Source organism: Mycolicibacterium sp. XJ662 (assembly GCF_053484035.1).
The window spans coordinates 78,792-105,764 of sequence record NZ_JBEFTL010000011.1 but is presented as its reverse complement, the minus strand read 5'-3'; the positions used below and the strand labels follow the sequence as shown (position 1 = coordinate 105,764).

Here is a 26,973-nt window from a genome sequence, read left to right as displayed (position 1 = left end):
CATCACACCACCATCCAGAGGGCCAGCGCCACCACGAACGCGGTGAGACCGAGCGTCGTCTCCATCACCGTCCAGGTCTTCAGCGTGGTCTTGACGTCCATCCCGAAGAACCGGCTGACCAGCCAGAAGCCTGAGTCGTTGACGTGTGAGAGCACGGTCGCACCCGCGGCGATGGCGATCACCATCAACGTGAGGTGAAAGCTGGTCAGGTCGGCCTCGGCGGCCGCGGCGCCGAGTAGACCGGCCGTCGTCGTCAGGGCGACCGTGGCGGATCCCTGCGCGACGCGCAGCAGCGTGGCGATGACGAAAGCCTGCACGATAAGCGACATTCCGAGGTCAGACAGTGAGTCGCTGAGCGCGTCGCCGATACCGCTGAGTTCCAGCACGCCACCGAACATGCCGCCCGCGCCGGTGATCAGGATGATCGAACAGATCGGGCCGAGCGCGTTGTCCAGGATCGTGTTGACGTCGGCCATCCGGTGCTCGCGCAGGCCCAGTACGACGATGGCCACGATTACCGTGATCAGCAGGGCCACCGTGGTGTTGCCGAGCAACATGAGGTACCGCGCCCAGGTGGCGTCTTCGGCGACCACACCGGCGGTGATAAGCGTGTTGAACACGGTGTTGAACGAGATCAGCACCATCGGCAGCAGCAACAGTGCGAGCACGGTCGGAAACGACGGAGCCGTGCGGGTCCGGGTCTGTGTCCCCGCACCGCCGCCGTCGGCGTCGTCGCCGTCGGTGTCCTCGTCACGTCCGCCGTTCAACGGGCCGAACAGCGTCTCCGGAATGTCGACGTGCACCCGGTGTCCGAGCACCCGTGACACCAGCATCACGCCCACGTACCACGACACGATCGCGATCGGTACACCGACGAGCAACGTCAACCCGATGTCGGCGTCGAGCGCCTCAGCGGCCGCAACGGGTCCGGGGTGCGGCGGCACCAGGGCGTGCATCGCGGCGAACGCGCCGGCGGCCGGCAGCGCGTACAGCAGAAGGGATCCGCCGAAGCGGCGCGCGACCGTCATGATGATCGGCAGGAAGACGACCAGACCGGCGTCGAAGAAGATGGGGAACCCGAACAGCAGCGCCGCCACCCCGAGCGCCAGCGGTGCGCGCTTTTCGCCGAACCGGCCGATGAGCGTGTCGGCGAGCACCTGTGCGCCGCCGGTGATCTCGAGCAGGCGGCCGAGCATGATGCCGAAACCGACGAGGATGGCCACCGAGCCGATCGTGTCGGCGAAACCAAACGACAGCGCGTCGGGGATGTCACCCACGGGGATACCCGCGGCGATCGCGGTCAGCACGCTCACCAACACCAGCGCCACGAACGCGTGCAGCTTCAGCTTCATGATCAAGAACAGCAGAAGGGCGACGGCTGCCGCGGCGATCAGAAGCAGTGTGCCGGCGCCGTAAGCCGGTTCGATTGCTTGCACGAGCCCTCCCAGTCCTATTCGGTTGTGCTGACGTAGGTTTCGATGATCGAATCGATGCTCTGATCGACATCGATGGTGACGCCGTCCTCGTCGCTATCGAGCGGCTCGAGGGTGGCGAACTGGGATTGCAGCAGTGATGCGGGCATGAAGTGGCCGGGACGGCTGGCCTGGCGCCTGCCGATCACTTCCGGGGTGCCGCTGAGGTGCACGAATTCGATGGCGGGACAGTGACGGCGCAGTTGGTCGCGGTAACTGCGCTTGAGCGCCGAGCAGCTCATCACCCCGCCGCGTTCGCCCCGCTCGGCCAGCCACTCCCCGATCGCGTCCAGCCACGGACGGCGGTCGTCGTCGTCGAGCGGTTGTCCCGACGTCATCTTGGCGATGTTGGCCGGCGGATGGAAATCGTCGGCGTCGGCGTACGGCACCCGTAACCGCTGCGCCAACGCCGCCCCGACGGTCGACTTGCCCGACCCCGATACGCCCATCACGACGATTGGCGACGCCATGTGTTGCACCTACCCGTTGTGGCTGACGTCACAACCATGCCGCAATGGTCATATGATTGCAAGACAGTTATGTAAAGATATGTCTTTAAGTGTGGCAATGCAGTTATGACAGGATGTATCCGTGTCGTCGGAATCGAACGTCGGCGCCTTGCACGCCAATTTGCTTACCGCGTTGGGCACCGCGATCGTGTCCGGTGCATATCCGGCGGGCCATGTGCTCACGCTCGACGGGGTGAGCGCCCAACACGGTCTGTCGCGCAGCGTCACCCGTGAGGTCGTGCGCGTACTCGAATCGTTGGGCCTCGTCGAGTCGCGGCGCCGAGTCGGCCTCACGGTTCAGCCGGTCGAGAAGTGGAATGTGTTCGACCCCATGCTCATCCGTTGGCGCATCGACGTCGGCGACCGCGCTGCCCAGCTGATGTCGCTGTCGGAGTTGCGGCGCGGCTTCGAACCCGTCGCCGCGGCCCTGGCCGCGCGACGCGCGAACCCCGACCAGTGCCGGACCATGGCCGCGGCGGTCTCCGACATGGTGGTGCACGGCCGGTCCGGCGATCTCGAGTCATACCTGTTGGCCGACAAGCTCTTTCACCGCACCGTGCTGGAGGCCAGCGGCAACGAGATGTTCCGCGCGCTCGACGGCGTCGTCGCCGAGGTACTCACCGGCCGCACCCACCACGGCATGATGCCCAGCAGACCCAACCCGGACGCCATCGAACTGCACGACCAGGTGGCCCGCGCCATCAGAACCGGCGACGGGACCGCCGCCGAGAAGGCGATGCGCGCCATCATCGACGAGGCGGCGGTTGACCTCTGCCGGGAGCTGAATGGTTAACTGCCACCGTGGACAGGGAACCGAAACTCGCCCGGCGATTCTTCGATCGAATCGAACCAGTGCACGCCGTCACCTACTTCGCGCCCGAAGCCCGCGCGGGCCTCGATGGGCTTGGCTTCAAAGGGTTCTGGATGGGTTACTTCGCGGCCCGGTCGGCTCCGTTCGGTGTAGTGCCGGCCGAAGTGGTGACCGCCGCGTTCTACAACTTCGCGCCGCACCGGGTAGCCAAGGCCCTGCCCGCCGCGTGGGACATCGCCACGCCGGCCGACGCCCTGCGGGTGCGCAGGGAGGCAGCGGTGGCGGCGCTGCGCCGCAACGGCGTCGGCGACGACGAGAACGTGAGCCAAGCCGCCGAACTGGCCGCCAAGGCCGCCCGCAGCGCACCGCTGGACGGCCGGACGCTGTTCGCCGCCAACGCGGCGCTGGACTGGCCCGACGAACCGCTGGCCAAGCTGTGGCACGCCGCCACGCTGCTGCGGGAACAACGCGGCGACGGCCACATCGCCGTGCTGGCGGCCAGCGGCATCTCCGGTCGCGAGGCCAATGTGCTGCACGCGGTCGCGGGCCGGGTGCCCAAGGAGATGATCATGCGCAGCCGCGACTACGACGAGGAACAGTGGCGGCTCTACCGTGACCGGTTGGCGCAGCGCGGACTGCTCGACGGCGATGAACTGACCTCTGCCGGACGCGAACTCAAAGCCCATATCGAAGACACCACCGACCGGCTCGCGCTGTCGGCGCTCGAGGCGTTGACCGACGACGAGGTGGAGACGCTGTTTCGGGCGTTGACGCCGATCACCCGGGCCGTGGTGGCCGGCGGCGATCTGCCCAACGCGACGCCGATGGGCCTGAACCGCGACGACCTCGACAACGACTCGGCCCGCTGACCTTTTCCCGCGCGAGCGTGCGTGTTTGAGGGCGACACGCCGTCACTTCGTAGGAGTTTGCGCACGCTCACGGCAGGCTGGGAGCCGTGATTGTGCTCAAGTCGATGCTGCTGTTCGCGTTGGCCGCGGTGCTCGAGATCGGCGGCGCCTGGTTGGTGTGGCAAGGGTTCCGCGAAAATCGCGGTTGGCTGTGGATCGGTGTCGGCGTCATCGCACTGGGCGCCTACGGTTTCGTCGCGGCATTCCAGCCCGACGCCAACTTCGGCAGGGTGCTCGCGGCGTACGGCGGCGTCTTCGTGGCCGGCTCGCTGGCGTGGGGCATGGTGGCCGACGGCTTCCGGCCCGACCGGTGGGATATCGCCGGGGCGACGATCTGTCTGCTCGGGGTCGGCGTCATCATGTACGCGCCGCGGTGAGGTCGACAAAGCTCCCCCGCGAGCGTGCGCAAACTCCGTCCGAATGGCGGCGTGTCGCCCGGGAACACGCACGCTCGCGCTGATGAAGGGTGAGCTACTGGTTGCGGTTCCATTCCAGCCAGCCGACGCCGGTGCGGCCGTCGGCGGCGGTGACGGTGGCCCACGCCCGCGGGAAGTCGCTGACCCGCCCGTCGGGTGAGGTCAACCGCACCGGCGCGTGACCGCGCACGGCGATGTTCACCGTGACGTCACCCGGCGCCAGTGTGAGCGTCGTCTGCAGCGGTAACCCGTTGTCGGCGATCTCTTCTCGCGCCGTCACCGTCTGCAGTTCGATCAGCTCCCGCTCCGGGTGCTGGATGTAGCCGATACCCACCGGCGGTGCGCCCGGGATCCGGACGTCGACGCCGTGCAGACGGGTGCCGTCGTCGAGGTGCAGCGCGCTCCACACCCACTCCATGGACCACCAGTCGCGCACGCCCCACGAGTGGTCGCGCTGGCCGGGCACCGAATCCAGTTGGTAGCTCTGCCCGTCGGCGGTCACGCTGCCCGACACCCCGCACGGGATCTCGTAGCGCGGGGTGATCCGGTACTGGTACGGCACGCCTTCGGTGCGCAACACCAGGTCCATCGTCAGCTCGGTCGGCCGGCCGGTCTCGCCTCGCAGCAGCGCGGCCGGATCGTCGTAGGCTTGCGCGGGCCCGCGCAGCGTCACCCGGTAGGTCTGCAGCGGCTCGGTGATCTCCATCGTGAGATCCCCTGCCGCACAGTGCACCTGCATCGGGTCGTCCGGCAGCGGGGCCTCGAGGTCGACGATCGCGATGGTGGGCATATCCGGTCCGCACAGCAGCCCGTTGATCCACGCGACATTCTGGTTCGGCACCAGGCCCAGCCGGATCCAGCCGCCGATCTTCTGCGCGGGGTCGACGAAGTCGAAGTACCAGCTCTCGTTCCACAGGTCCTCGTCACCCGGTTCGTGAGCGCCTTCGTCGGTGGGCTCGGGACGCAACGGTTCCAGCCCAACGGGTTCGGGCAGGATCGCCGCGGCGTCGGTGTCCAGCACGTGGTGGCAATGCCGTTGCAGCATCGTCATGAACATCTGATCGCCGCGCTCGGTGCGCTCGACCAGCATCGAGGACACGATCGACATGACCACCCCGAAATAGCTCTGCCTGCGCACGCCCTCGCGGACGTCGTCGAGGGTCAGCGGCGCGTCGGGGCCGAGGGCCTCGTGGTAGGCGCGCAGCAGCGCGTCGTAGTGCTCGCGGCGGTCCTCCACGGGCAGCGCGCAGCCGAGGAAGTAGGCAACGTCGGTCAGCGCCGGTCCCCACGTGACGGTCTGCCAGTCGACCACGGTCAGCGCGCGCTCGGCGCCGGGTTCCCCGAAAAGCATGTTGTCCAGCCGGTAGTCACCGTGGATCAGGCCCATCGGGCGCTGCGGGTCGGCCTCGGCGACGAGGTAGGCGTCGAAGCTGGCCACCAGCCGCTCGCACACCTGGCGTTGTTCGTCGGTGATCCGGTCGGCGAAGCGCTCGGCGAACCCGGCGTAGAGCTGACCGATCAGCGCCTGGTTGATCGGCGCGTCGCGGTTGAGCCAGTCGGCTTGGGCGGCCGTCGTGTCACCGAGCAGCGGGGCGTGCACCCGGCCCAGTTCGGTCAGCGCCAGCGTCGCCTGCTCGATTGTGGCCCCGCGGATTTCGTCGCCGACGGTGGCCGGCGCCGCATCGCCGAGCAGCAGGTGAAACGCTCCCGTCTCACCGTCGTAGCCGGCCGAATGGCACGGCGCCACGGGGCCACCGATGCGCGGCGCGATGTCGGTGTAGAACCGCACCTCGCGTTCATAAAGGCCCAGCGCCAGGCCGGTCTGGCGGCTGGCGGCGTCGGTGGCGGCGACCTTGAGCACCACCGACGGCGGACCCGCCTGCCCGTCGGCGTAGGTCAGCGTCACCCGGTAGCACTCGCTCATCTGGCCGGTGCCGATGCGTTCGGTGGTGAATCCGGTGACGGTTCCTGCGCCGACGGCGGCGGTCAGCCAGTCGGCGCTCAGATCGGTTGGACGTTCGATAACAGCGTTCTGAGTCGGAGCCACACTGGCAACCTAGCAGTGCATCCTTGACGGGTGTCAAGAATGGCGGCAGCGGGTGCCGAATCACCCGGTGGCCAGTGAAAACTCCTCCCACACCTGCCTGCGGGCGGCGTGCGGGTCGTACTCGATGCGGGGACGACGATCGAACACCATCACCGCCCGGTCGGCCGCGTCGTAAGCGGGCCACTCGCCGCCGGGCACCCCGGTGCGCGCGAAGGCACGCCACCGGCGCTGCACCTCGTCGCTGACCCGCAACGCGCTACGGCGATCCGCGCCCGCGGTGAGCAGCCGGCCCAACCCGCCGCGGTAGACGTCGAACACCGCGAACAACTCGGTGGCGTGGGTGGCGCCCAACCCCGACCAGCGCAACGCGCGCGGCGCGTAGTCGTAGCGGTACAGATACGTCGGCGCATGCCTGCTGTGCGCCTCCGCGATCTGCCACGCGGCCGCGCCGAACGCGAAGTCGCCGCCGAACTGAACACACGCCTTGGGGTCCGGGTAGCCCGGGTAGGCGGCGGTAATGCGTTCGCGCTCATCGGGTTCGACCTGCGCCAGCAGCCGTTCGATCATCGGCTCGGTCATCGGCAGCAGTTTGAGGAACCGGCCGAACAGCCGCGCCTCCTCCTTGTTGGTTCCCACGATCAGCGGCACCCGGTGGGCTTTTCCGCTGCGCATCGCCTCGATCGGATCCAGCGGCAGGTAGTCGCCGCCGCTGGTGGGGCCGGCCGCGAACGCGCCGAGCATCTCGCGTTGGCCCTGTTTGATCAGCCGGTCGAACGCGGTCACCAGATCGGTCGGGTGCGCGGCCATCACCGCGTTGGCGCCGTCTGCCTTGCGCGCGCCGAGCAGCGCGGCGAACCGTTCCGCGTACTGCTGCGCGACTTCTTTGGTGCGCACCATACCCGCCGCGGGGCTCTCCGAGATCGCCTGCGCGAAAAGACCTTTGGCTTCCGGTACGGCCAAAAGGGTGGCGACGGCGTGCGCGCCGGCGCTTTCGCCGAAGATGGTCACGTTGTCGGGGTCGCCGCCGAACACCGCGATGTTGTCGCGCACCCAGCGCAACGCCATCACCAGATCACGCAGGTACAGGTTGTCGTCGAAGGTGAACTCGTCGTTGGACAGCGACGACAGGTCCAAACATCCCAGCGCGCCCAGCCGGTAGTTCACCGAGACGTAGACGCAGCCGTTGCGGACCAGCGATGCGCCGTCGTAGATCGGGGTGGCCGACGTGCCCATGAAATAGCCGCCGCCGTGGATGAAAACCATGACCGGAAGCGGCGCTTCGGGCGGCCGCTTGGGCGCGACCACGTTGAGCGTCAGACAGTCCTCGCTCATCGGCTGGTATTTGCCGGGCGCCAACATCGTGTACATGCGCTGCTGGGGCGCACAGTTGCCGTACCCGTGGCAGTACCGCACACCGCGCCACGGCTCGACGGGCTGCGGCGCACGCAGCCGCAGCGACCCCACCGGCGGGCGGGCATAGGGAATTCCCCGCCAACGGTTCACTCCGTCACGGGTGAAACCCTCGATGGTTCCGGCGTCGATCTTTGCGCGGACGGTGCGTTCGTGCATCACCCGACGGTAGCGAATGCCCGCCCGCCGCCGCGCCTGGCCGGGCCTGCCGTGTCGGCCCGCTAACCTGGCCGGTATGCGAATCGCTGGGCTGATCGCGGTCTCGGTGCTGCTAGCCGGATGTTCCCAGTCGGTCGGCGGCGAGGCCGAGCGCATTGAGCCCATCCCCCCGGATCCCGGCCGCACCACCACGACGGCGCCGACCACCACCCAACCTGCCCAGCCGCCCGCTGCCGGCACGCCCATCGCCGACGTCATCGCCTGGATCGAGGCGGGCGACCCGGCCGACGCGGCTCAGTACAACGTCGCGTTCCGCGAGGGCACCACAACGCAACTGGGCGACGACGTCGCGTTCCGCACCCCGACGAGCACCACGCGATGCATGACGGACGGCGCACTGGTATGCCTGGTCGATCTGGCCGACCCGCCGCCGCGGCCGGCCGACGCGTACGGCGAGTGGAAGGGCGGCTGGGTCGACTACGACGGCACCACCGTGGCCGTCGGCTCCGTGCACGGCGATCCGGGACCGTTCACCGCCGGTGTGGGCGCGGAACTGCCCTACGGTCAGGCGCTGGCGTTCGGCGACTACCGGTGTCGCTCCGACACCGTCGGGCTGTTCTGCGTCAACTATGCGCACCAGTCGGCGGTGAAGTTCAGCGACGCGGGCGTCGAACCGTTCGGCTGCCTGCGACCGGTGAGCGCCCCGCCGCAGATCGGGCGGATGTTCAGCTGCTGAGGAACTTCGCGTCAGCGCCAGCCGTCGGCGGCCTTGGCGGCCCGCATCAGCTCGGTGCACAGGTGGCGCAGTTCGTCGCCGTCGGCGCCCTCTTCTATGGCGGTCGCGACGTCTTCGGCGGCGCAGCGGACCTGATACACCCGGTCAGCGAGTTCGGCGGCCTCTTCGGCGGTGAGCACCACCGCGTCGGGCGCCAGGGATGTGCCCTTGACGAGCGAGCGTTGTTCGTAGGCGCGCTGCCGGCACGACTGTCGGCAGTACTGTCGACGCCTGCCCAGGCCTGCGTCGGCGACTTCGCGGCCGCACCAGCGACAGGGTTGGGGACGTAAACGCCGTGCCACAGAACCTGACTGTAAACGTAGGGACCGGCCGATCCCGGTAGCATGGAGCATCGAGTCGGGAACTTATCTGGCGCGTTGGGGCGTTCACATACCGGACAACCAGGGTTAATTTGAGGAGTGTTGACGATGGCTGATCGTGTCCTGAGAGGCAGTCGCCTCGGAGCTGTGAGCTACGAGACCGACCGCAACCACGACTTGGCGCCGCGTCAGGTCGCCCGGTACCGCACCGACAACGGCGAGGAGTTCGACGTCCCGTTCGCCGACGACGCCGAGATTCCCCACACCTGGCTGTGCCGCAACGGCATGGAGGGCACGCTGATCGAGGGTGACGCGCCCGAGCCGAAGAAGACCAAGCCGCCGCGGACCCACTGGGACATGCTGCTCGAGCGGCGTTCGATCGAGGAACTCGAGGAACTGCTCAAGGAGCGCATGGACATCATCAAGGCGCGCCGCCGCGGCAGCAGCTAGCGGGTGACACCGACTCCGCGGGCCCGGTCCATGCGCCCGCGGATCCCCCACTCCGCGACCTTGAACAGGGCTTCGCGGATGTTGGAACCGCTCATCTTCGACACCCCGAACTCGCGTTCGGTGAAGGTGATCGGCACCTCCACCACCCGAAACCCGTTGTTGATGGTGCGCCAGGTCAGATCGATCTGGAAGCAGTAGCCCTTGGAGTCCACGGCGGTCAGGTCGATCTTCTCCAGCACCTCACGCCGGTAGGCGCGGTATCCGGCGGTGATGTCGTGGATGTCGACGCCGAGCAGGATGCGCGAGTAGCCGTTGGCCGTGCGTGACAGCACCAGCCGCCGCTTGGGCCAGTTCCGCACCTCTCCCCCCGGCACGTAGCGCGAGCCGATCGCCAGATCGGCTCCGGCGTCCACGGCGTCGAGCAGGCGGTGCAGTTGTTCGGGCGGATGGCTGCCGTCGGCGTCCATCTCGATCAGCACCGCGTACTCGCGGCGCAACCCCCACTCGAACCCGGCCAGGTAGGCCGCGCCCAGCCCGCCTTTGGCGGTGCGGTGCATGACGTGCACCGTGTCGGGGTCGGCCAGCGCGAACTCGTCGGCGAGGTCGCCGGTGCCGTCGGGGCTGCCGTCGTCGACGATCAGAATGTGCACCTCGGGGCACGACTGCTGAACGCGCCGCACGATCAGCGGCAGGTTCTCCCGCTCGTTGTACGTGGGGATGATCACCAGCGCACGCTGGCTTGGGCGTTCCCCGGGGCCCGGGCCCGTCGTCATGTGGCTCCTCTTACCTTGTCGCCGCTGGATCGACGACGCGCAAATGTCCAATTGTGCAGTATCGCGGCGATCACACTGCCGACGCCGACGGCGATCAGCAGCCCCTGGATCGCCGGACCCCACCCGGTCGCCACTGTGAGCTGGCTTTTCAGCCGAACCGCGGTGTCGAGGTAGGCGGGTTCGAAGAACTGGGTGCGGGCCATCTCATGGCCGTCGGGGGCGATGACGGCGCTGATCCCGGTGGTGCCCGCGACGACGGTGTAGCGGTCGTGCTCGACGGCGCGCAGCCGCGCGAACGCAAGCTGCTGTTCGCTCATCGCCTCGTCGAAGGTGGCGTTATTGGTGGGCACGGCCAGTAGTTGCGCGCCGTTGCGCACCGATTCGCGTGGCGCACGATCGAAGATGACCTCCCAGCAGGTGGCGACCCCGACCGGAACGCCCGCCGCCGTCACCACCCCGTCGCCGTCGCCGGGGATGAAGTAGCCCGCGCGGTCGGCGTACGGCGACAGGTGGCTGAAGAAGCTGCGCCACGGCAGATACTCGCCGAACGGCTGCACGATCCGCTTGTCGTGGCGGTCCACGGGACCACGCTCGGGATTCCACACGATCACCGAGTTCGTCGACACCGGGTTGTCGGGGCTGTGGCCGTCGGCCGCCACCACCCCACCGACCAGGATCGGCGCGTCGACGGCCGCTGCGGCGTTGGAGATCAGCTTGTTGGCGTCGGGGTTGCGCAGCGGATCGATGTCCGACGAGTTCTCCGGCCACACCACGAACATGGGCTGCGGCACCCGCCCGGCGCGCACATCGGCGGCCAGCCGCATCGTCTCGCGCACGTGGTTGTCGAGAACCGCGCGACGTTGGGCGTTGAAGTCCAGCCCCAGGCGCGGCACGTTGCCCTGGACGACGGCGACGGTGACCGGCTGGTCTTCGCCTGCGCCCATGCCGGATTGGCGCACCGCCGGCCCGGCCAGCGCGGTGGCCAGCAGCACGACGGTGATACACGCCCCGGCCAGCACCACGGCAGGCGGGCGCGCCTTGTGCGCTTCGTCGCGGCGCCACCACTGCACGACCTCGAAAACGATGGCGGCGAAGCTGAACCCGACCAGCACCACGGCAAACGACAGCAGCGGCGCCCCGCCGATGCGGGCCAGCGGCAACAGCGGCGCATCGGTCTGGCTGAAAGCGACCACACCCCAGGGGAATCCGCCGAACGGCACGGTGGACTTCAGCCACTCCTGGGCCGCCCACAGCCCCGCGAACCACAGCGGCCAGCCCGGCAGCCGTCGCACCAGCACGGCCAGTGCGCCGAACAACGCCGGGAACAGCGCTTCGACGAGCGACAACGCGATCCACGGAACCGCCCCGACGAACCCGCTGACCCACGGCAGCAGCGGCAGGTAGAAGGCCGCCCCGAATAGGAACCCGTATCCGAAACCGCCTGCGATCGTGGTCGTTTCACGGGTCAACACCCATGCCAGCGCCCCGAACGCGACGACGGCCAGATACCACCAGTCAAACGGCGGGAAGCTCAGACACAGCAGCAGGCCCGCGACGATGGTCACCGTTAGCTGTGGCAGCCGCGCCAGCACCGCCCGGCCGAACCGCTCGGCCCGCGCGCGCCATCTCGGCGGCTCAGCCATGGATGACGACACCACGATGGACCGTCTGTCGGCAACGGGGCAGTTCCCCGTCGAGTCGCGGCAGCGCGGGCACCCGCGAGCGTTGATCCGTCGACCAGCGTTGCACCGCGTCATCAGGTGCGGCCACCTCGAGTTCGCCGGTCTCCCAGAGGGCGTACGAGGCGGGCGCGCCGGGGACCAGCGTGCCGGTGATGCCGTCGCGCACCCCTGCGGCCCGCCAGGCGCCCCTGGTGGCCGCCGCGAACGCCGCGCGCGCCGACAGCGCGCTGCCCGGCGTGCGGTGCCGGATCGCCGCGCGTACCGTCGCCCAGGGATTCATGCTGGTGACGGGCGTATCGGAGCCGAAGGCGAGGGGCACGCCTTGGGATGCTAACAGCGCGAACGGGTTGAGCGCCCCGACGCGGTCGGGCCCGAGGCGCTGCGCGTACATCCCGTCGGCGCCGCCCCACAGCGCGTCGAAATTCGGCTGCACGCTGGCGAACACCCCCCACGCGCCGAGCCGGCGGGCCTGCTCGTCGGTGATCATCTCGAGGTGTTCGAGCCGGTGCCCGCAGCGGGCCACCGCGGGCGCGCCGAAGGTGTCGACGACGCGGTCGAGCGCGTCGACCACGGCGGTGACGGCCGCGTCGCCGATGACGTGGAAACCCGCGGTGACGCCGGCCTCGGTGCAGGCGTGCAAATGGGCGCTGATCGCGTCGGTGTCGAGATAGGTGTTGCCGCAGCAGTTTTCGGCGTCACTGTAGGGCTGGTGCAGCCACGCCGTCCGGGAGCCCAGCGCACCGTCGACGAACAGGTCGCCGGCCAGCCCGTGGGCGCCGGTGCGCTCGATCAGCGCTCGGGCCTGCTGCGCGTCGCTGACCGGTTCACCCCAGTAGCCGACGATGTCGACGCCGTGGTCGATGCGCCGGATCTCGGTCCAGTCGTCGATGCCGCCGATGTCGGGGCCCGCGCATTCGTGTACGGCGACGATGCCGAGCGAGGCGGCGGTGTCCAGGGCGGCCACCCGGGCCTTGTGCCGCTGTTCGGGGGTCAGCCGGTCGCGGGCGGCGGCGCGCACGAGGTGGTGCGCGTCGGCGGTCAGCGGGGCCTGCGCGGCGTGACCGGGCGCGTCGGGCAGCCCGGAGGTGAGCCGGCGCAGCGCGGTGGACGCGACCGCCGAGTGGACGTCGACGCGGGCCAGGTAGGCGGGCCGGTCGCCGACCGCGGCGTCGACGTCGGCGGTGCTGGGCGGGGTGCGCTCGGGCCATCCTGACTCGTCCCAGCCGTGCCCCCAGAGCACACCGTCGGGATGGGCGGCGGCGTGCTCGCCGAGCAGCTGCAGACAGTGCCGAAGCGAGGTGGCGTCGCGCAGGTCGAGCCCGATCAGGGTCAGGCCGGTAGCGGTGAGGTGGACGTGGCTGTCGACGAACGCCGGCGCGACGAAGGCGCCGTCGAGGTCGGTGATCTGGGCGTCGGGGAACTGGGCGCGGCCGACGTCGTCGCTGCCCAGCCATGCGACGACGCCGTCGCGCACCGCCAGCGCGGTCGCGTCGGGCATGGCGGGGCTGTGCACCCGCCCGTTGAGCAGGAGGTCAGTCACTTATTCGGGCTTGCGCTCCACGGCGTGCGGATCGGTGTCGACGACGTCGATCACCTCGCCGTCGATGTAATCACCCCGCGGCTGCGTGGTGTGTCGCAACCCCGCGGCGCCGACGGTGATCAGCGGCATCCGGCGCGCGGCCAGCGCCGTGACCATCGGGCGCGCGACCGCCCTGGTCGGCGGCAGCAGGAGCAGCAAACCCAGCACTGAGCTGGCCAGACCGGGTATCACGACGAACACGGTGCCCAGCGCGACGAGCAGGCTGTCTTGGGCCGCGTCCGGTACGGCGGCGGCGCTGAGCCCCGACCGCAATCGGCGCAGTTGGCGTCGCAGCTGCGATCCGGCCAGCACCAGGCCGGCGCCGAAGGCCCCGACCAGCAGCAGGAGGGTCCAGCCGATGCCGATGGTCGCGGTCAGCGCCACGATCACCGCGATCTCGAGGACCACGTACAGCAGAAACAGCCGCATCGCCATATCCGCACAACGTCCGAAACCACCGGTCTGGTTCCGTAGATTGGCGACGTGACCAAGATCAACCTCGAACCCCCCGACGGCCCGATCGACGCGCTGCTGGACATTCCGCAGGGTGACGGTCCATTTCCGGGCATCGTGGTGGTGCACGACGCGATCGGTTACGGGCCCGACAACGAGGCGACCTCGCAGCGGATCGCCGCGGCCGGGTTTCTCGCCGTCACACCGAACCTGTATTCCCGCGGCGGCCGCGCGCGGTGCGTGACCCGGGTGTTCCGCGAGATGCTCAGCCAGCGAGGCCGCGCGCTCGACGACATCCTGGCCGCCCGCGACCATGTGCAGGCCATGCCGCAGTGCACGGGCGCGGTCGGCATCGCCGGGTTCTGCATGGGCGGGCACTTCGCGTTGGTGATGTCACCCAAGGGATTTGGGGCCTCAGCCCCGTTCTACGGCACACCGCTGCCGCGTAATCTCAGCGACACGCTGGACGGGGCGTGTCCGATCGTGGCCAGCTTCGGCCGTCGCGATCCGCTCGGCCGCGGGGCGCCGCAACGGTTGCGCGAGGTGGTCGAGGACAAGAACATTCCCGCCGATATCCAGGTGTATGCCGACGCCGGCCACAGTTTCGCGAACAAACTGCCTGCTCAGCCGCTGCTGCGGATCACCGGGTTCGGCTACGACGAGGCGGCCGCCGACGACGCGTGGCGGCGCGTGTTCGCGTTCTTCACCGAGCACCTGACGACCGTCTGACGGGCCTAGGTCGCCGGCGACACCTCGATCGCGGAGTGCACCTTGTCGATGCCACCGCGGACGATCGCCTGCGGAATCCACCACCACGCGTGGTACCAGTAGCGCTTGGTGACCTTGTCGAAGACCCGGCGGGTCTCGGACTTCGGCAGGTTGCGCGCGACCGCCTCCACCGGATCACCCTTGGGTTTGCCGAGCGCACCGGACTTCTGGATGGTGACCCTCGGAGTGTTGTTGATCCGCTTGGTTTTCCAGGAGCCGTCGTCGGTGATGATCAGCAGCTTGTCGCCGTCGCGCACGCCCCACACCGGTGTGCGCTTGGGCCTGCCGTCCTTGGTGAACGTGGTCAGCAAGAGGTATTCGGAGTCGGCCACGTCGAAGAACGCGTCGGTCTGGCTCATGCCCTGTTGATTACCGGCGTGATCTCGATCGAAACGTTGTTCTTCATGCCGCCGCGCAGCTTGCTGAAGAAGTTGAACGTCTTGCCGAGCAGCCCATAGCGCTTGCCGAGCGCGTCGTAGGTCTCGGCGTTGGCCGACTTGTCGAGGATCGCCGCGGCCGCCTCGACGGGTTCGCCCTTCGGGTTGCCGCGCGCATCGCATTTCGCGATGGTCACCCGCGACGTGTTGCGGATCCGCTTGACCTTCCACGACTTTTCCTGCGTGATCACCAGCAACCGGTCACCGTCGGGCGCCGCCCACACCGCGGTCGGCTTGGGCCGACCGTCTTTGGTGAACGTCGTCAGCAGGATGTATTCAGATTTCGCAACGTCGGCGAAGGTGACAGACACGTCATCCAACCTAGCCTTCGAGGTCGCCCTCGGTTTCCAGCAGCACCTGGCGCAGGCTTTCCAGCGTCGCCGCATCGGGTTGCGCCCACATGCCGCGGTCCACCGCCTCCAACAACCGCTCGGCCATCCCGTGCAGCGCCCACGGGTTGGATTCGGCCATGAACTTGCGGTTCTCGTCGTCGAGCACGTACTCGGCGGTGAGTTGCTCATACATCCAGTCGGCCATCACCCCCGCGGTCGCGTCGTAGCCGAACAGGTAGTCGACCGTGGCGGCCATCTCGAAGGCGCCCTTGTAGCCGTGCCTGCGCATCGCGTTCATCCAGCGCGGGTTGACGACGCGGGCCCGGAACACGCGGGTCGTCTCCTCCGACAGCGTGCGGGTGCGCACCGAGTCGGGCCGCGTGTTGTCGCCGATGTAGGCCGCCGGGTCCTTACCGGTCAGCGCCCGCACGGTGGCGACCATGCCGCCGTGGTACTGGAAGTAGTCGTCGGAGTCGGCGATGTCGTGTTCGCGGGTGTCGGTGTTCTTAGCGGCCACCGCGATCCGGCGGTACTGGCGGCTCATGTCCTCAGAAGCAGGCCGGCCGTCCAAATCTCGGCCGTAGGCGAACCCGCCCCACGCGGTGTACACCTGGGCCAAATCGGCGTCGTCGCGCCAGTTGCGGCTGTCGATCAGCTGCAGCAGCCCGGCGCCGTAGGTGCCGGGTTTGGATCCGAAAATCCTTGTGGTGGCGCGTCGTTGGTCGCCGTGCTCGGACAGGTCGACTTGGGTGTGCGCGCGCACGTAGTTGTCCTCGGCGGGCTCGTCGAGGTTGGCGACCAACTGCACGGCGTCGTCGAGCATGGTGACGACGTGCGGGAAGGCGTCGCGGAAGAACCCGGAGATGCGCACGGTGACGTCGATGCGGGGTCTGCCGAGTTCGGCGAGGTCGATCGGTTCCAGGTCGACCACCCGCCGTGACGCCTCGTCCCATACCGGTCGCACCCCCAGCAGGGCCAGCACTTCGGCGATGTCGTCGCCTGCGGTGCGCATCGCCGAGGTGCCCCACACCGACAGCCCGACCGACTCCGGCCAGCGGCCGTGGTCGTCGCGGTACCGGTCCAGCAGCGAGTCAGCCAGCGCCACACCGGTTTCCCACGCCAGCTTGGACGGCACCGCGCGGGGGTCCACGGCGTAGAAGTTGCGTCCGGTGGGCAGCACGTTGACCAGCCCGCGCAACGGTGAGCCCGACGGGCCGGCTGCGATGAACCGGCCGTCCAACGCGCGCAGGATCTGATCGATCTCGGCTGCGGTGCCTGCCAACCTGGGCACCACCTCGGTGGCGGCGAACCGCAGCACCGCGGCGACGTCGGCGTTGTCGGTCAACGTGTCGACGATATCGGGGTTCCATCCCGAACCTTGCAGCGCGGCAACGAGTTCGCGGGCTTGAGATTCTGCTGCATCGACGGCGCCGCGTTCGTCGTTGCCGTCCTCGGCCAAACCGAGCGCCTGACGCAGCCCGGGTACGGTGTGCTCGCCGCCGAACAGCTGGCGGGCCCGCAGCACCGCCAGCACGAGGTCGAGTTCGGCTTCGCCGGTGGGTGTTTGGGCCAGGATGTGCAGGCCGTCGCGGATCTGGACGTCTTTGATCTCGCACAGCCAGCCGTCGACGTGCAGCAGCATATCGTCGAACGAGTCCTCGTCGGGCCGGTCCTCGAGCCCGAGGTCGTGGTCCATCTTCGCCGCGCGCATCAGCGTCCAGATCTGCTGGCGGATAGCGGGCAGCTTACCGGGATCCAGCGCGGCGATGTTGGCGTGTTCGTCGAGCAGCTGCTCCAAACGGGCGATGTCGCCGTAGGTTTCGGCTCTGGCCATCGGCGGGATGAGGTGGTCGACCAACGTCGCGTGCGCGCGGCGCTTGGCTTGGGTGCCCTCGCCGGGATCGTTGACCAGGAACGGGTAGACCAGCGGCAGGTTGCCCAGCGCGGCGTCCGGTGCGCAGGCGGCCGACATGCCCAGCGTCTTGCCCGGCAGCCACTCCAGGTTGCCGTGCTTGCCGAGGTGCACGACGACATCTGCGCCGAAACCTTTGTCCAGCCAGTGGTAGGCGGCCAGGTAATGGTGGCTCGGCGGCAGATCGGGGTCGTGATAGATGGCGACCGGGTTCTCGCCGAAGCCGCGTGGTGGCTGCACCATCAGCACCACGTTGTCGGCCCGCAGCGCCGCGATCACGATCTCGCCGTCGCGGTCCTGGCTGCGGTCGACGAACAGTTCCCCGGGCGGCGGACCCCATTGCGCCGTCACGGCCTCGGTGAACTCCGCGGGCAGCGTGTCGAACCATGCGCGATAGTCCTTGGTGGACACCCGGATCGGGTTGCCTTCCAATTGGCCTTCGGTGAGCCAGTCGGGGTCCTGTCCCCCGCGTTCGATCAAGGCGTGGATCAGCGCGTCCCCATCGCCGGCGTCCAGGCCGGGGATGTCGCCGACCGCGTATCCGTGCTCGCGCATCGCCCGCAGCACGGCGACGGCGCTGGCCGGTGTGTCGAGCCCGACGGCGTTGCCGATGCGGGCGTGCTTGGTGGGATACGCCGAGAACACCACCGCGACCCGCTTCTGCTGCGGCGGGATCGCGCGTAACCGGGCATGGCGCACCGCAAGCCCGGCGACGCGGGCGCAGCGTTCCGGGTCTGCGACATAGGAGATCAGCCCTTCGTCGTCGATCTCCTTGAACGAGAACGGAACCGTGATGATGCGCCCGTCGAACTCGGGAACCGCGACCTGGCTGGCGACGTCGAGCGGGGACAGCCCGTCGTCGTTGTCGTGCCACTGCGCCCGCGAGCTCGTCAGGCACAGGCCTTGCAGGATCGGGATGTCGAGGGCGGCCAGATGCGCGACGTTCCAGGTGTCGTCGTCACCTCCGGCGGTGACGGCGGCGGGTGTGGCACCGCCGGCGGCCAGCACCGTGGTCACCATCGCGTCGGCGGTGCCGAGCAGCTCGAGCAGTTCGGCGTCGGCCGTGCGCAACGACGCGCAGAACACCGGCAGTGCCCGCCCGCCCGCGTCTTCGATCGCCGCGCACAGCGCATCCACATAGGCGGTGTTGCCCGCCAGGTGTTGGGCGCGGTAGTAGAGCACCGCGACCGTGGGGCCGGCGGCGTTGCGGACCGGGCGCTCGAGAATGCCCCAGGTCGGGGTGGCCACCGGAGGAGCGAACCCATAGCCGGTCATCAACACCGTGTCGCACAGGAACGCGTGCAGCTGCCGCAGGTTCTCCACCCCGCCCTGCGCCAGGTACAGGTGAGCCTGTACGGCCACACCGGCCGGCGCGGTGGAGTAGCCCATCAACTCCGCGTCGGGTGTCTGCTCGCCGCTGACCACCACCGCGGGCAGCCCGCTGGCCACCACCGTGTCGATGCCGTCCTCCCACGCGCGGTAGCCGCCGAGGATGCGCACGACTGCGATGTCGGCCGCGCCGAGCAGTTCCGCGAGTTCACCGTCGACGAGCCGCGACGGGTTGGCCCACCGGTACCGCGCGCCGCTGGCGCGCGCGGTGATCAGGTCGGTATCGGAGGTCGACAGGATCAGGACGGTCGGGGTGCGCTGGGGCTGAACCACGCACCATTACTACCCCATGGCCGGGCCGCCGGGGCCCACCACCGGTCGGGCCCCGAGGGTCAGCGCCGATTCCACCGATCGTGGGTGTTGTTCGGATACGGCAGGCCGAGCGCGGCAACCAGGACGACCAACAGCGCGCCGAAGATCAGGAGTTCGAACATCGTTGTTCCTTCCAAGAGATCCGGATGGGCAGAAGGTACGACCAAAGCCAGCCCAAGTGATCGACATGTGTGGCACGGATCACTGCGGCCGGCGCTGTGGCCGGCGTCACACGCAACGGTTCAGAGGCGGTCCATTTCGCGGCTCATGAGGGAGTTTTCGAGCCACGCGTGCCGCTTCGGGTACTGGCGTCGCGCCGGCTTCTGCTTCTTCTGCTTTGCGGGCGGCTTCGCGGAGCGCGCGACCGCGGTGCCCCACAGCACCTGCTGTTCGGTGATCAGGACCGGCTCATCGACGGGTGCCTGAGCGGGCGCGCTCCGCGTGCTCAAGGTGGCCGATAGGTCAGAATTGGTTGTCAGGCTGGTCATTTCACATTCTCCACCGTGGTTGTCCGGTATCTGATGAGAAGAGTCTCGGCCGCTGACGCTCAGGGGTCATGCGTAGCCGACTACCTGTGTTTCGGGTGGCCCCGGCGTACGGTGAGGCCATGGCTCGCACCCGCGATCACGACGCCTGCCCGGGCGCACTGCACGTGCACCGCGCCGCCGACGGCGCGCTGGCGCGGGTCCGGCTTCCCGGCGGCATGATCACCGCCGCGCAACTGGAGGCGGTGGCGGCCGCCGCGACGCGGTGGGGTTCGGGCACTTTGGAACTCACGTCGCGGGCCAACATCCAGATCCGCGGCATACAGGACGACCCATCCGAGGTCGCCGACGCGATCGCGGCGGCGGGACTGCTGCCGTCGCCGACGCATGAGCGGGTCCGCAACATCGTGGCCTCGCCACTGTCGGGCCGCACCGCGACGGCCGCCGACGTCCGCGCCACCGTCACCGCGCTCGACGAGGCGATCCAGGTGCGGCGCGCGCTGGAGGCGCTGCCGGGCCGGTTTCTGTTCGGCATCGACGACGGCCGCGGCGACGTCTCCGGGTTGGCCGCCGACGCCGGCGTGCACTTTCTCGGCGACGCGGCGGCGTTGCTGCTGGCGGGCCGCGATACCGGTGTGCGGCTGTCGGCACCTAAGGTGGTGCCGACTCTGATCGACGTCGCCGCGCGGTTCGTCGATATCCGTGGAAATGCTTGGCGCGTCGCCGAACTCGACGACCCTAGCGAGCTCATCGCCGATCTCGCGGTGACCGCGGACGCCGGGGCGACGTGGGAACCGGTCACCCGACCACCCGTCGGCTGGATCGACCAGCACGACGGCCGCATCGCGTTGGGTGCCGCCGTGCCGCTGGGCGTGTTACCCGCCCGCACCGCCGAGTTTCTGGCCGCCATCGACGCGCCGATGGCGATCACCCCGTGGCGGTCGGTGCTGGTCTTCGATCTCGACGAAGCGCGCGCCGACACCGCGCTGCGGGTGCTCGCCCCAATGGGTTTGGTGTTCGACGAGCGCTCGCCGTGGCTGTCGATCAGCGCCTGCACCGGCAGCCCCGGCTGCGCGCACTCGGCCGCCGACGTCCGCGCCGACGCCGCGGCCGCCGTGACCCAACCCGCCAGCGCGCACCGCCATTTCGTCGGCTGCGACCGGGCCTGCGGCAGCCCGGGCGTCGGCGAGGTGCTGGTGGCCACCGGAGACGGATATCGGCCGCGCACCGCGCCACCGTAGGGTGAGCGGATGCTCGACTACATCCGCGACGCCGCCGAGATCTACCGGCAGTCGTTTGCGACCATCCGCGCCGAGGCGGACCTGGTGCGCTTCCCCGCCGATGTGGCCAGGGTGGTCGTGCGGCTGATCCACACCTGCGGGCAGGTCGACGTCGCCGAGCACGTCGCCTACAGCGACGACGTGGTCGCCAAGGCATCCGCGGCGCTGGCCGCAGGCGCACCGGTGCTGTGTGACTCGTCGATGGTGGCCGCGGGCATCACGCGGTCGCGGCTGCCCGCCGGCAACGAGGTGGTGTCGCTGGTGGCCGACGAACGCGCACCCGAACTGGCGGCGCGACAGGGCACCACCCGCTCGGCGGCCGCGGTGGAGCTGTGGGCCGACCGCCTCGGTGGCGCCGTGCTGGCCATCGGCAACGCGCCGACCGCCTTGTTCCGGCTGCTCGAACTGGTCGACGACGGCGCGCCCACCCCGGCCGCCGTGCTCGGCGGCCCCGTCGGTTTCGTCGGCTCCGCGCAGTCCAAACAGGAACTCATCGACCGGCCCCGCGGGATGTCCTACCTCGTGGTGACCGGTCGCCGCGGCGGCAGCGCGATGGCAGCCGCGGCCGTCAACGCGATTGCCAGCGACAAAGAATGAGCACAACACCCGGACAGCTGTGGGGAGTCGGGCTCGGACCCGGCGACCCCGAACTGGTGACCGTCAAGGCGGCGCGGGTGATCGGCGAGGCCGACGTCGTCGCCTATCACAGCGCGCGGCACGGGCGAAGCATCGCGCGCAGCATCGCCGAGCCGTATCTGCGGCCCGGCCAGATCGAGGAGCATCTGGTCTATCCGGTCACCACCGAGACCACCGACCATCCCGGTGGATACGCCGGCGCGATCGAGGACTTCTACCGCGAGGCCGCCGACCGTATCGCCGCCCATCTGGAAGCCGGCCGCGACGTCGCCCTGCTCGCCGAGGGCGATCCGTTGTTCTACAGCTCCTACATGCACATGCACACCCGGCTGACGCAGCGGTTTGACGCGGTGATCGTGCCGGGGGTGACGTCGGTGAGCGCCGCGTCCGCGGCCACCGGCACCCCGCTGGTGCAGGGGGACGAGGTGCTCTCGATCCTGCCGGGCACGTTGGGCGTCGACGAGCTCACGCGGCGGCTGGCCGACACCGACGCGGCCGTCGTGCTCAAGCTCGGTCGCTCCTATCCCGCAGTGCGCGAGGCACTTTCGGCATCGGGGCGGCTCGACGAGGCGTTCTACGTGGAGCGGGCCAGCACTTCCGCGCAGCGGGTGCTGGGCGCGGGCGAGGTCGACGTGAACGCCGTCCCCTACTTCTCGCTGGCGATGCTGCCGGGCCGGCCGCGACGCGCGCAGACCACCGGCAGCGTCGCGGTGGTCGGTCTGGGTCCCGGCGACACCGCGTGGATGACGCCGCAGAGCCGCCGTGAGCTGGCCGCGGCGACCGACCTGATCGGCTACGGGCCCTACCTCGACCGCATCGGGGCTCGGGAGGGCCAGCGCCGCCATCCCAGCGACAACACCGACGAGCCGGCGCGTGCGCGGTTGGCCTGCACGCTGGCCGAGCAGGGCCGCGCGGTCGCGGTGGTGTCCTCCGGGGACCCGGGCGTGTTCGCGATGGCCACCGCGGTGCTCGAGGAAGCCAAGCAGTGGCCCGGCGTCGACGTGCGGGTGATCCCGGCGATGACGGCCGCGCAGGCGGTGGCCAGCCGCGTCGGAGCCCCGCTGGGTCACGACTATGCGGTGATCTCACTGTCGGACCGGCTCAAGCCGTGGGACGTGATCGCGGGGCGGTTGACCGCGGCGGCGGCCGCCGATCTGGTGCTGGCGATTTACAACCCGGCGTCGAAGAGCCGGACCTGGCAGGTCGGCGCGATGCGCGATCTGCTGCTCGACCACCGCGACCCCGGCACGCCGGTGGTGATCGGCCGCGACGTGTCGGGCCCCGCCGAAGAGGTGAAGGTGGTGCGCCTCGCCGACCTGGACCCCGCCGACGTCGACATGCGCTGCCTGCTGATCGTCGGCTCCTCGCAGACCCAGTGGTACGGCGAGCGGGTGTTCACCCCGCGCCGCTACCCGGGTTAGGGCGTGACCTTGATGACTCCGTGCGCGCCGCGTTCGGCGTCGACCATCGCGTGGGTGACGAACGGGTAGTGCCCGGGCTCGTCGAAGCTCAACTCGACAAAACCGCCTTGGGCCGCGGACAATCCGAGGGTCTGGGCCCCGCCCGGGCCCGGCCGCAGCCGGTAGTCGCCCTCGGCCCACACGGTGTCGAACTGGCCGCCGACGACGTGAAAGGACGTGCCGCGGTTAGGCCCGGCGGCCAGCACCCAGATTCTGATCCGTTCCCCGACTTTGGCCGTCAGCGGCGCGTGGTCGTACTGGTTGGCGTAGCCGTTAAACACCACCAGGTCCGGGGTGTCGGCGGCGACCTTGGCGGCGTCGACCTCACCGCCGGGCGGGCCCAGGTAGAACTCCGACTGCACCATCAAATATTCGCGGTCGACCAGCGCCAGATCCGGCGGGTCGATGACCACCGCGCCGAACATGCCGTTGGCGATGTGCACCGACATCGGCATCGTCGAGCAGTGATACAGCCACACACCGGCGCGCGGCGCGGTGAAGCGGTAGACGAGTTGTTCGCCGGGTTGGATCGTGCGCATCGGTTCGTCGGGGGCCAGCGCCCCGGCGTGGAAGTCGATCGAATGCCCGATCGTGCCGTCGTTGACGAGCGTGACCTCGAAGACGTCGCCGACCTTGCCGCGCAGCGTCGGTCCCGGTGCCGAGCCGCCGAATGTCCACAGCCGCTGGGTGATTCCCGGTGACACCTCCTGCTCGGTCTCGGTGACCGACAACGTGATGCGGTGATCCGGTGTCGCCGCGGCCAGCGCCGGGTCATGCGGTGCCAAACCCGCATCCGGCGGCGACGTGAGGCTGCGCGCGATCTCGTTGGCGTCGATCGACCCGGCGGCCGCGTGGTCGTGGTGGGTGGCGGGCGCCTCGGCCCCGATTGCCCGCACTGCCAGCGTCATTCCCATCTGGCGGTGCCCGGCCACCGAACACCAGCCGTCCACGTCGCCGCCGATCACGCCGGCGTCGAGCACGGCGGTCTCCCCCGGCGCCAGGCGTCCGGTGCTCATGCCGTTGGCCAGCACCAGATCGTGGCGGTCGGAGTCGGTGTTGACCAGGGTGACCACCAGCCGGTTGCCGGCAGGCACGTCGATGACGTCGGGCACGTAGCGCATGCCCTCGACGCGCACCTCGACCTCGGTGGTCTCTCCGGTGGCGGGCACCGTCGCCTGCGGCGCGCTGGGGATGCCGACCGCGGCGGGGTCGACGGCCACCGCGGCGGCAGCGGTCAGCACCACCACGCCCACCCCAGCGGCCGCGACCCCGAGCCGGTACCGCACCGACGGCCCGGCCGGCGGCGGCCCCGGCTTCGATTGCGTATCGCGGTGTTTGCGCGCCTGCCACACCGCCCGCACCAGCAGCGGCAGGAACGCGGCGTAGGCCACCAGCACCAACACCGACGCCGCGACCCGCACCAAGCTCGGCGTCGGCAACACGCACAGCAGCAGCGCGAAGTTGGCGACCGCCAGCCGCCACGGCGCACCGCGCTCCAGTTCGGTGGTCGCCGCGATGGCGGCGGCGCGTCCGCCGACGACGATGGTCGTCAGATACGACAGCGCGCCCAGCAGCACCTGCACCAGGAAACCGGCCAGCACCGTCACGGTCAGCGGCGCGGCCCGATCGATCACCGCGAGCCATGTCGGGGCGGTCGCGAACGCGACGACGGCGTAGGCCAGCGAGCCCAGCAGCCACACCACGCCGCACAGCACCGACAGTGTCGCGAAGCTGCTCGGCCGCTTGCGGCGCACTTCGTCGAGGTGGGGCCACAGCACGTAGCCGGTGGCGCCGAGGTAGACCAGCGCGCCTGCGGCGGTGAACGCCGGTGAGCCGGCCACCGCGCCCGCTGCGGCTGCGAGCAGTCCGCCGACCAATGCAGGCAATCCGCGTCGGGCGGCCACCTCGACGCCGTCGGCCATGCGCGTGCGCAGCATCGTCGGCCACAGCGTCACCAGCGTGCCCAGCACCGTCAGCCCGACGAAACCGAACACGTTCAGCGCCGCGTGGGCGAGGATGAACCGATCCTGCAAGGCGCCCGGCAACGTCGCGTTGGCCATCGCCACGCCGAGCCCGGCGCCGACCGAAAGCAGCGCTGCGGCAGCGACGTAGTAGCGCACGGTGTCGCCGAAGCGTGAGGGCAGCGCGCTGCGCAGTTGCCGCACCAACGTGACGGCATGAGCCAGCGCGACGGCGGCGACCGCGATTCCGCCGGCCAGCACGGCGGGCCAGAAGTCCACGATCATGCCGGCGACCACCGCGACCGCGCCGGCGTTGAAAAGCGACAGCGTCCAGGCCTGTCCGGTCCGCGACTTCTCCTGCGGACGACGCAGCAGCGCGTCGGCGAAATGGCGGCTCCAGATCAGGATCGCGTTGCCCGCCGCCCCGAGGCCGAGCAGGTGCACCAGCAACCAGCTCGACACCGGCACCGACCGGTGCACGAGCGCGATGACGACAAGTGCTGCGAGCCAGGCGAATACGATCGACCCGACCCGCAGATGCCAGGTACCGCGGTTCATGCGGGCACCGCGATCGGTTGACGCGACGCCGAACGCACGGCGTCCAGACCGGCCAGCAGGGCAAAACCACCGGGCAGCAGCCACAGCGCCCGCACGGGAATTCGGTTGTCAGCCATGTTTTTTCACCACTGGGTCGGGCAGGAACAACCGGCACGCGCCCGGTTCGGCGAACGGAAGCAGGTCAAGGCCCGGCCCGGTGGGTGCGCCGATGCCCTGCAGCAGTCCCTCGACAATGCCCAGGTGGACCTGGCAGACCACGCTCGGGTAGCGCCGCGCGGCGTCCAGCAACGGGCAGCGCCGCAGCGCCACCCCGTGGCCCGAGCCGTCGTCGTCAGGGGCGAAGCCCAGCCGCGCCAGCGCATCGAGCACGGCCTTCTGTTGGTCGCCGTCGGCGCGGGCGGTCCCCTCGACCAGCTCGCGTCCCCACTCGACACCGGCAGCGCGGGCGTCACGCTCCGGGTCGGCGCTGGTGCGCGCCAGATGCCCAGCCAGCGCAGTGGCCAGGCCCGCGTAGTCACGGGCCTGCAGGGCGGGGTCGGCGGCGGACGGCCGATACAGCGCGGCCGGCCGCCCGCGTCCGACGGCGGGTTCGGTGGCGCGTTCGACGAGATCGAGGTCGACGAGCGCGTCCAGATGTTCGCGGACGGTGTTCTGATGCAGCCCGAGTTCGGCGGCCGCGTCGGCCGTCCGTACCGGCGCGTGGGTGCGCACGTGCTCGAGCACCCGCAGCCGCTGTCCGGAAAGCGGCACGTGACCGGTCGCGGCGGGCGCCGGAGCGGGACCGAGAGACGGTGCACTATTTACCACGGAAATTATTGTAGTAAATTGGCGGGTGTCGGACCAGCCCGACGGAAAGGAATTCACCATGACCATCAACGAGGTGATCGTCGCCACCACATCCGCCGATGCGGAAGCGGCCGAAACGGTCAAGAACCATCACGCCGAGCTGGCCGGACACCTGCAGGCACTCACCGACGCGATGCTGTCGGCGGCCGAGCGCGGCACCGACTTCGAGGCCGCGCGGGCCGCGGCAGCCGAGTTCCTGACCGGGGAGCTGCTGCCACACGCCGCGGCAGAAGAGGAACGCCTGTATCCCGCGGCCGCCAACACCGAGCGGGCCGGGCCGCTGATCGAGTCGATGATCGCGGTGCACCGCATCCTCGCCGGCCTGGTGGACCGGGTCCGCACCGAGCCGTCGCCGCTGCGCGCCGCCGCGGCCGGGCACGCGCTGCGGGTGATGTTCGAGGCGCACCTGGTCGACGAGAACGACCGGATTCTGCCGATCGTGGCCGCCGACCCCGAGGTCTCCCTCGCCGAGGCCCTCGGCGGGATGCACGAGTTGCTCGGCGACCACCACGGCGGCGAGGCCGGGCACACGTGTGGCTGCGCGCACGACGCCGAGCAGCCGGTGCTCGACGTGCGCGACGTCCCGCATGCGATTCGGCACGCGACGGTCTTCGGCGCGTTCGACGCGGTCCCTGCGGGTGCGAGCCTGGTGCTGGTCGCCCCGCACGACCCGGTGCCGCTGCTGCGGCAGCTCTACGACCGCACCTCGGGCCGGATCGCGGTGGACTACCTCGAACGCGGGCCCGACGCGTGGCGACTGCGCCTCGAACGACTCTGAGAGGCTTGCCGCACAGCATCGTTGACGACTGTCACCCTTACCGATAGCGTTTCGG

The 26,973-nt window shown here is 69.8% G+C and carries 25 protein-coding genes; 10 read left to right on the top strand and 15 right to left on the bottom strand.

The genetic code is table 11. From position 1 onward, the window contains the following. Positions 1-2: 2 nt before the first annotated feature. Together ABQE93_RS23070 and ABQE93_RS23065 are read right to left on the bottom strand one after the other, a co-directional pair. Positions 3-1,436, bottom strand: coding sequence for a GntP family permease (locus tag ABQE93_RS23070; protein WP_448410761.1), 1,434 nt, complete (start codon positions 1,434-1,436; stop codon positions 3-5). Positions 1,437-1,450: 14 nt separating this feature from the next. Then, a complete protein-coding gene (locus tag ABQE93_RS23065) occupies positions 1,451-1,942 on the bottom strand; it encodes a gluconokinase (protein ID WP_448410760.1) in 492 nt (163 codons plus the stop codon). 121 nt (positions 1,943-2,063) lie between these two features. Between ABQE93_RS23065 and ABQE93_RS23060 the strand changes: the two genes are divergently transcribed. The 3 genes from ABQE93_RS23060 to ABQE93_RS23050 all read left to right on the top strand — a co-directional run bounded on the left by ABQE93_RS23060 (position 2,064) and on the right by ABQE93_RS23050 (position 4,077). Further along, positions 2,064-2,774, top strand: a complete 711-nt coding sequence (locus ABQE93_RS23060; RefSeq protein ID WP_448410759.1) for a FadR/GntR family transcriptional regulator — start codon at positions 2,064-2,066, stop codon at positions 2,772-2,774. Positions 2,775-2,782: 8 nt separating this feature from the next. Continuing rightward, the gene (locus ABQE93_RS23055) at positions 2,783-3,661 is read left to right on the top strand and encodes an SCO6745 family protein (protein WP_448410758.1); all 879 of its coding nucleotides are present in this window, start codon (positions 2,783-2,785) and stop codon (positions 3,659-3,661) included. Between the two features lie 89 nt (positions 3,662-3,750). Beyond that, entirely contained in the window at positions 3,751-4,077 is a 327-nt protein-coding gene (locus ABQE93_RS23050; protein ID WP_448410845.1) for a YnfA family protein, read from the top strand. A gap of 94 nt (positions 4,078-4,171) precedes the next feature. Here the strand turns inward: ABQE93_RS23050 and ABQE93_RS23045 are convergent, their stop codons facing one another. Beyond that, positions 4,172-6,163: a DUF7064 domain-containing protein gene (locus tag ABQE93_RS23045; protein ID WP_448410757.1), complete on the bottom strand. Its 1,992-nt coding sequence runs from the start codon at positions 6,161-6,163 to the stop codon at positions 4,172-4,174. 60 nt (positions 6,164-6,223) lie between these two features. Further along, positions 6,224-7,732, bottom strand: a complete 1,509-nt coding sequence (locus ABQE93_RS23040) for a carboxylesterase/lipase family protein (protein ID WP_448410756.1) — start codon at positions 7,730-7,732, stop codon at positions 6,224-6,226. 76 nt (positions 7,733-7,808) lie between these two features. On the opposite strand from ABQE93_RS23040, the gene ABQE93_RS23035 reads away from it, so the two are divergent. Next, positions 7,809-8,468 carry a hypothetical protein gene (locus ABQE93_RS23035; RefSeq protein ID WP_448410755.1) on the top strand — a complete coding sequence of 220 codons (660 nt, stop codon included), beginning with the start codon at positions 7,809-7,811 and terminating at the stop codon, positions 8,466-8,468. An 11-nt stretch (positions 8,469-8,479) separates the two neighbouring features. Here the strand turns inward: ABQE93_RS23035 and ABQE93_RS23030 are convergent, their stop codons facing one another. Next, positions 8,480-8,809: a hypothetical protein gene (locus tag ABQE93_RS23030; protein WP_448410754.1), complete on the bottom strand. Its 330-nt coding sequence runs from the start codon at positions 8,807-8,809 to the stop codon at positions 8,480-8,482. A gap of 126 nt (positions 8,810-8,935) precedes the next feature. Here ABQE93_RS23030 and ABQE93_RS23025 point away from each other — a divergent pair, with 126 nt between their 5' ends. After that, positions 8,936-9,277: an RNA polymerase-binding protein RbpA gene (locus tag ABQE93_RS23025; protein ID WP_448410753.1), complete on the top strand. Its 342-nt coding sequence runs from the start codon at positions 8,936-8,938 to the stop codon at positions 9,275-9,277. Here the strand turns inward: ABQE93_RS23025 and ABQE93_RS23020 are convergent. The 4 genes from ABQE93_RS23020 to ABQE93_RS23005 are packed head-to-tail and all read right to left on the bottom strand — an operon-like array spanning position 9,274 to position 13,746. Further along, positions 9,274-10,050: a polyprenol monophosphomannose synthase gene (locus ABQE93_RS23020; protein WP_448410752.1), complete on the bottom strand. Its 777-nt coding sequence runs from the start codon at positions 10,048-10,050 to the stop codon at positions 9,274-9,276. The genes ABQE93_RS23025 and ABQE93_RS23020 overlap by 4 nt on opposite strands. Continuing rightward, positions 10,047-11,693 carry an apolipoprotein N-acyltransferase gene (lnt, locus tag ABQE93_RS23015; RefSeq protein WP_448410751.1) on the bottom strand — a complete coding sequence of 549 codons (1,647 nt, stop codon included), beginning with the start codon at positions 11,691-11,693 and terminating at the stop codon, positions 10,047-10,049. Before lnt ends, ABQE93_RS23020 begins: the two co-directional genes overlap by 4 nt. Further along, a complete protein-coding gene (locus ABQE93_RS23010) occupies positions 11,686-13,272 on the bottom strand; it encodes an amidohydrolase (RefSeq protein WP_448410750.1) in 1,587 nt (528 codons plus the stop codon). The genes lnt and ABQE93_RS23010 overlap by 8 nt, the downstream gene beginning before the upstream one ends. Continuing rightward, complete coding sequence (locus ABQE93_RS23005) at positions 13,273-13,746, bottom strand: FxsA family protein (RefSeq protein ID WP_448410749.1); 474 nt, start codon at positions 13,744-13,746, stop codon at positions 13,273-13,275. It lies immediately after the preceding gene. A gap of 48 nt (positions 13,747-13,794) precedes the next feature. Between ABQE93_RS23005 and ABQE93_RS23000 the strand changes: the two genes are divergently transcribed. After that, positions 13,795-14,493 carry a dienelactone hydrolase family protein gene (locus tag ABQE93_RS23000; RefSeq protein ID WP_448410748.1) on the top strand — a complete coding sequence of 233 codons (699 nt, stop codon included), beginning with the start codon at positions 13,795-13,797 and terminating at the stop codon, positions 14,491-14,493. A 5-nt stretch (positions 14,494-14,498) separates the two neighbouring features. Here ABQE93_RS23000 and ABQE93_RS22995 read toward each other — a convergent pair whose 3' ends face one another. The 4 genes from ABQE93_RS22995 to ABQE93_RS22980 all read right to left on the bottom strand — a co-directional run bounded on the left by ABQE93_RS22995 (position 14,499) and on the right by ABQE93_RS22980 (position 19,402). Beyond that, positions 14,499-14,891 (bottom strand): PPOX class F420-dependent oxidoreductase, encoded by a 393-nt coding sequence (locus ABQE93_RS22995; protein ID WP_448410747.1) that lies wholly within the window; start codon positions 14,889-14,891, stop codon positions 14,499-14,501. After that, positions 14,888-15,280 carry a PPOX class F420-dependent oxidoreductase gene (locus ABQE93_RS22990; protein ID WP_448410746.1) on the bottom strand — a complete coding sequence of 131 codons (393 nt, stop codon included), beginning with the start codon at positions 15,278-15,280 and terminating at the stop codon, positions 14,888-14,890. The genes ABQE93_RS22995 and ABQE93_RS22990 overlap by 4 nt, the downstream gene beginning before the upstream one ends. A 10-nt stretch (positions 15,281-15,290) precedes the next feature. Next, positions 15,291-18,875 (bottom strand): cobaltochelatase subunit CobN, encoded by a 3,585-nt coding sequence (gene cobN, locus ABQE93_RS22985; protein WP_448410745.1) that lies wholly within the window; start codon positions 18,873-18,875, stop codon positions 15,291-15,293. A gap of 281 nt (positions 18,876-19,156) precedes the next feature. Further along, positions 19,157-19,402, bottom strand: coding sequence for a hypothetical protein (locus ABQE93_RS22980; RefSeq protein WP_448410744.1), 246 nt, complete (start codon positions 19,400-19,402; stop codon positions 19,157-19,159). Positions 19,403-19,521: 119 nt separating this feature from the next. Here ABQE93_RS22980 and cobG point away from each other — a divergent pair, with 119 nt between their 5' ends. The 3 genes from cobG to ABQE93_RS22965 are packed head-to-tail and all read left to right on the top strand — an operon-like array spanning position 19,522 to position 22,736. Further along, complete coding sequence (cobG, locus tag ABQE93_RS22975) at positions 19,522-20,640, top strand: precorrin-3B synthase (protein ID WP_448410743.1); 1,119 nt, start codon at positions 19,522-19,524, stop codon at positions 20,638-20,640. A gap of 9 nt (positions 20,641-20,649) precedes the next feature. After that, complete coding sequence (locus ABQE93_RS22970; protein WP_448410742.1) at positions 20,650-21,276, top strand: precorrin-8X methylmutase; 627 nt, start codon at positions 20,650-20,652, stop codon at positions 21,274-21,276. Beyond that, positions 21,273-22,736, top strand: coding sequence for a precorrin-2 C(20)-methyltransferase (locus ABQE93_RS22965; protein ID WP_448410741.1), 1,464 nt, complete (start codon positions 21,273-21,275; stop codon positions 22,734-22,736). The genes ABQE93_RS22970 and ABQE93_RS22965 overlap by 4 nt, the downstream gene beginning before the upstream one ends. Here ABQE93_RS22965 and ABQE93_RS22960 read toward each other — a convergent pair. Beyond that, positions 22,733-25,294 carry a multicopper oxidase domain-containing protein gene (locus ABQE93_RS22960; RefSeq protein ID WP_448410740.1) on the bottom strand — a complete coding sequence of 854 codons (2,562 nt, stop codon included), beginning with the start codon at positions 25,292-25,294 and terminating at the stop codon, positions 22,733-22,735. The two genes, ABQE93_RS22965 and ABQE93_RS22960, sit on opposite strands and share 4 nt — an antisense overlap. 108 nt (positions 25,295-25,402) lie before the next feature. Next, complete coding sequence (locus tag ABQE93_RS22955) at positions 25,403-26,101, bottom strand: helix-turn-helix transcriptional regulator (protein WP_448410739.1); 699 nt, start codon at positions 26,099-26,101, stop codon at positions 25,403-25,405. 58 nt (positions 26,102-26,159) lie between these two features. Between ABQE93_RS22955 and ABQE93_RS22950 the strand changes: the two genes are divergently transcribed. Continuing rightward, positions 26,160-26,918, top strand: a complete 759-nt coding sequence (locus ABQE93_RS22950) for a DUF2249 domain-containing protein (protein WP_448410738.1) — start codon at positions 26,160-26,162, stop codon at positions 26,916-26,918. Positions 26,919-26,973: the final 55 nt, after the last annotated feature.